General features: G+C 76.5%; 2 protein-coding genes. Both read left to right on the top strand.

All coding sequences use genetic code 11. The features are described from left to right. Positions 1 to 4,082 (top strand): SDR family NAD(P)-dependent oxidoreductase (locus tag B056_RS35635; RefSeq protein WP_018501271.1); only part of this gene is annotated, 4,082 nt, incomplete at its 5' end. 37 nt (positions 4,083 to 4,119) lie between these two features. Then, the coding region (locus B056_RS35630) for a beta-ketoacyl synthase N-terminal-like domain-containing protein (RefSeq protein ID WP_018501270.1) at positions 4,120 to 5,402 on the top strand (1,283 nt) is incomplete at its 3' end.

Below are 5,402 nucleotides of genomic sequence, written 5' to 3'. Positions count from 1 at the left end.
TCTTCGCCGGTCAGGGTTCGCAGCGGGTGGGGATGGGCCGGCGGCTGTACGAGGTGTTCCCGGCGTTCGCTGCGGCGTTCGACGAGGTCTGTGACCTGTTGGACAGGCATCTGGATCGGCCGTTGCGTCTGGTCATCGGCGGGGTCGATGTCGCCGGTGCCGGTGCCGGTGCCGGGGTCGATGTCGGTGGTGCCGGTGCGGGTGCTGTCGAGGGTGTGGGTGTGGGTGGGGGTCTGCTGGATCAGACGGGGTGGGCGCAGCCGGCGTTGTTCGCGGTGGAGGTGGGGTTGCTGGGGTTGCTGCGGTCGTGGGGTGTGACGCCGGAGGTCGTGGCGGGGCATTCGGTGGGGGAGGTCACGGCGGCGTACGCGGCGGGGGTGTTGAGTCTGGCGGACGCGGCGGCGCTGGTGGCGGCGCGGGGCCGGTTGATGCAGGCGCTGCCCGCCGGCGGGGCGATGCTGGCGGTCGCCGCCGGCGAACCGCGGGTCGCGGAACTGCTCGCCGAGCTCGGACAGCCGGTGGAGATCGCCGCGGTCAACGGCCCGGGGTCGGTCGTCCTCGCCGGCCCGGTGGACGGTATCGAGAAGGTCGCCGCGGCCGCGGCCGAGCGGGGCTGGCGGGCCAGCCGGCTGCGGGTGAGCCACGCGTTCCATTCGGCGCTGATGGAGCCGATGCTCGCCGGGTTCGGCGCCGTCGTGACCGAGCTGACGTTCGCCCCGCCGCGGCTGGCCGCCGTCTCGACCGTGAGCGGCTCCGTCGTGGCCGGCGAGTGGGCCGATCCGGAGTACTGGGTGGGTCAGGTCCGCCGTCCGGTGCGGTTCGCCGACGCCGTGACGGCGATGGCCGCCCAGGGCGTCACCCGGATCCTCGAGGTGGGGCCGGACGGCGTGCTCACCGCGATGGTGCGCGAGACGCTGCCCGAGCTGGTCGCCGCGCCGACCCTGCGCCGTGACCGCGACGACGTCGCCGCGCTGCTCGCCGGTGTCGCCGAACTGTTCGTGCACGGCGAGTCCGTCGACTGGGCGGCCGGCTTCGACGGCACGCCCGCGCGGGTCGTCGCCCTGCCCACCTATGCCTTCCAGCACCAGCGGCTCTGGCTCGACACGCTCACCGGTCCCGGCGACCTCTCCGGCGCCGGCCTGGGGGACGCCGGCCATCCGCTGCTCGGTGCGGCGGTGACCCTGCCGGACGACGACGCGCTGCTGTTCACCGGACGGCTCGCCCACGACACCCCGGCCTGGCTGGCCGAACACCTCGTCTACGGCTCGGCTGTGGTGCCCGGCACCGCGCTGGTCGACATCGCGCTCGCCGCCGGTGACCGCGCGGGCGTGCCGGTCCTCGACGAGCTGGTGCTGCGGGCGCCGCTGGTGCTGCCGGAACGCGGCGGGGTGCAGCTGCGGGTCAGCCTGAGCGGCCCCGCCGCGGACGGCTCCCGGGACGTGCGGATCCACGCCCGCGCCGAGGCCAGCGGCGGGGACGACGGCGACGGCGCCGCGACGCCGTGGCAGACCCACGCCACCGGCCAGCTCCGGGCCGCCGCCCCGACCGACACCGAACCGCCCCTGGCAGCCGAGGCGGCCGAGGCGGCGACCGGTCCGGGGGAGGCGCCGGCCGGCGCCGGTGAGCTGGCGGCCGGGTGGTACGAGTCGCTCGCCGGGTCCGGGCTCGACTACGGGCCCACCTTCCGCGGCCTGGCAGCCGTCTGGCAGGACGGCGCGGACGTCCACGCCGACGTCCGGCTGCCCGCGGCGTCGCACGGCGAGGCCGGCGGCTTCGGTGTGCACCCGGCGCTGCTGGACGCCGCCCTGCACGCGGTCGGCGCCGCGGGCCTGCTCGGCGCGGAGCCGGGCCGGGCCTGGCTGCCGTTCGCGTTCGCCGGGGTGCGCCAGCACGCCGTGGGCGCCACCGGTCTGCGGATCCGCCTGCGCGCCCTGGGCGCCGACACGGTCCGGCTCGTCGCGCTGGACGGCACCGGCGCCCCGGTGATCTCCATCGAGCGGCTGTCGTTCCGCCCGGTCGCCCCCGACCAGCTGGCCGACCCCCGGGACGCCGCCGCCCCCGTCTTCGCGATCGACTGGACATCCCAGCCGGTCGCCGACACCCGCGAGGACGCCGCCGGCAGCTGGGTGACGGTGCCGCTGGCGGCCGGGCTGCCCGAGCCGGCGGACGCCCTCGCCGTCGTGGTCCTGGACTGCACCGCGGCCGCCCCGCGACCCTCCGCGCCGAACGGCGTCCCGGCGCAGCGGGCCCCGCTGACCACGGCCCTGCCGGACGCCGCCCTGGTGCGCGACCGCGCCGCCGCGCTCCTGGACGTCCTGCGGACGTGGGTGCAGGAGCCACGCTGGGCGCGGGCCCGGCTGGTCGTGGTGACCTCCGGGGTGGTCGCGGTGGACCCCGGGGACAGCCTGGACGGCCTGGCGAGCGCGGCACTGTGGGGCCTGGCCCGCGCCGCCCGCTCGGAGCACCCGGACCGCATCAGCCTGGTCGACGTCGACCTCCCCCTCGACGACCCGGGCACCCGCCGGGCGCTGCGCGCCGCGGTGGACGCCGCGCTGCCCGAGGCGGCGCTGCGGGCCGGCGCGCTGCGGGTACCCCGCCTGGTCCGCGCCACTCTCCCCACCGCCGCGACCACGGCGCCCCCCGCCGACGCGGGCTCCGTCGGGGATCGCCTGTCCGGCGGCGGGACGGTCGTGGTGACGGGCGCGACGGGAACCCTGGGCGGGGCCGTCGCCCGGCATCTGGTCACCGCGCACGGGGCGTCCGACCTGCTGCTGGTGAGTCGACGCGGCGAGGCCGCCCCGGGCGCCGCGGAGCTGACGGCGGACCTGGTCGCGCTGGGCGCCCGGGTCCGGGTCGCCGCGTGCGATCTGGCCGACCGGTCCGCGGTGGTCGAGCTGCTGCGCGCCGAGCCGGTGACGGCCGTCGTGCACGCGGCGGGCGTCCTGGACGACGGGATGCTGACCTCGCTGACCGCGCAACGGCTGGCGGGCGTGTTCGCGGCGAAGGTGGACGCGGTCCTCAACCTGCACGCGGCCACCGCCGAGCGCGACCTGGCGGCGTTCGTACTGTTCTCCTCGGCCTCCGGGGTGTTCGGCAACGCCGGCCAGGCCAACTACGCGGCGGCGAACACCTTCCTGGACGCCTTCGCCGCCTGGCGGCGGGCCCGCGGGCTCGCCGGGACGTCGCTGGCCTGGGGCCTGTGGGCCGCCGACGGCGGGATGGCCGGCGCCCTGGACGAGACCGACCGCCGGCGGCTGACCCGTTCGGGCTTCGGCGAGCTGTCCGTCGCGGACGGGCTCGGCGTCCTGTCCGCCGCCCTCGGTACCGCCGCCGGTACCGCCGGCCAGTCGCTGCTGGTGCCGGTGGCGATCGACCTGGCGGTGATGCGCGCCGAGGCCGCCGCCGGCGGGGTGGTGCCGCCGCTGCTGCGCGGGCTGGTCCGGGTGCTCCGGCGGGCCGCGGGCGCGGGTGGCGGCGGCGAACCGGTGACCCTCGGCAGCCGGCTCGCCGCGATGCCCGCGGCCCGGCGGCAGCGCGCGCTGCTCGACCTGGTGCGGGAACGCACCGCACGGATCCTCGGCCACACCTCGGCGGGCGCGGTGGAGTCGTCCCGCGGCTTCCTCGAGCTCGGTTTCGACTCGCTGACGGCCGTCGAGCTGCGTAACCAGCTCACCGTCGAGACCGGCCTGCGGCTGCCGGCGACGCTGCTGTTCGACCATCCGTCGCCGACCGCGCTCGCCCGCCACCTGCTGGCCGAGCTGAACCTGCCCGAACCGGACGGCGGCGCTGGCGCGGGTGACGCCGACGATGACGCCGGTTCCGCCCGGGAGCCGGGTGGGCCCGACGGCCCGTCGCCGCGGGCGCTGCACGCCGAGATCGACAGCCTGGTGGCGATGCTGCGGGCGGCGGCCGCCGGGGACGTCGTCGCGGACGGCGACCGCCAGTCGATCGGGGAGCGGCTCCGGCTCCTCGCCGCCGGCTGGAACGGCCCGGCCGCCGCGACCGCGGCGGCGACCGACCTGGAGTCCGCGACCGCGGAGGAGATCTTCGACCTCCTCGACAGCGAGCTCGAGTCCCCGTGACCACCCTTGACCCATCTCTCCAGGCGAAGGCGACGGCGTGATGAACGAGGACAAGTACCTCGCCTACCTCAAGCGGGCGACCGCCGACCTGCGTGCCGCCCGCCAGCGGTTGCAGGAGCTGGAGGAACGGGACCACGAGCCGATCGCCGTCGTCGCGATGAGCTGCCGCTACCCCGGCGGGGTGAACAGCCCCGACGAGCTGTGGCGGCTGGTCGCGGCCGGCCGGGACGCGATCGGCGGCTTCCCCGCCGACCGCGGCTGGACGGTCGACGGCCTTTACGACCATGACACCGGCGAGCTCGAGCGGGACGCCGAGCCGGCCGGCGGGTTCCTCTACGATGCCGCCGGCTTCGACCCGCACCTGTTCGGGATCAGCCCGCGCGAGGCGCTCGCGATGGACCCGCAGCAGCGCCTGCTGCTGGAGGCCGCCTGGGAGGCGTTCGAACGCGCCGGTCTCGACCCGCTCGGACTGCGCGAGAGCCACATCGGCGTCTTCGCCGGCGTGATGTACCACGACTACGGGGCCCGGCCGCTGGAGCTGCCCGACGGCGTCGCCGCCTACCTCGGCAACGGCAACCTGGGCAGCGTGGCGTCCGGCCGGATCGCCTACACGTTCGGCCTGGAGGGGCCGGCGGTCACCGTCGACACGGCCTGCTCGTCGTCGCTGGTCGCCCTGCATCTCGCCGCGCAGGCGCTGCGGGCCGGCGACTGCGACCTGGCGCTCGCCGGCGGTGTATCGGTGATGGCGACACCCGCCACGTTCATCGAGTTCAGCCGGCAGGGCGGTCTGGCCGCGGACGGCCGGTGCAAGTCGTTCGCGGCGGCGGCGGACGGCACGGGCTGGGGTGAGGGCGTCGGGTTGTTGCTGGTGGAGCGGTTGTCGGATGCCCGGCGTCATGGTCATCCGGTGTTGGCGGTGGTGCGGGGCAGCGCGGTGAACTCCGACGGTGCCAGCANCGGNCTGACCGCNCCGAACGGCCCNNCCCAGCAGCGCGTCATCCNGCAGGCNCTCNCCGNNGCCCNNCTNNNNCCNGCCNANNTCGACGTGGTGGAGGCGCACGGGACGGGGACGCGGCTGGGTGACCCGATCGAGGCGCAGGCGTTGTTGGCGACCTACGGTCAGGATCGGCCGTCGGGTCGGCCGTTGTTGTTGGGGTCGGTGAAGTCGAACATCGGTCATACGCAGGCGGCGTCGGGTGTGGCCGGTGTGATCAAGATGGTGTTGGCGATGCGGCATGGGGTGTTGCCGCGGACGTTGCATGTGGATGCGCCGTCGCCGCAGGTGGACTGGTCGGCGGGCGCGGTGGAGCTGCTGACCGA

The organism is Parafrankia discariae, assembly GCF_000373365.1.
Lineage (GTDB): Bacteria > Actinomycetota > Actinomycetes > Frankiales > Frankiaceae > Parafrankia > Parafrankia discariae.
The sequence above is the reverse complement of the archived record's forward strand: the minus strand, read 5'-3'. Positions and strand labels throughout refer to the sequence as shown.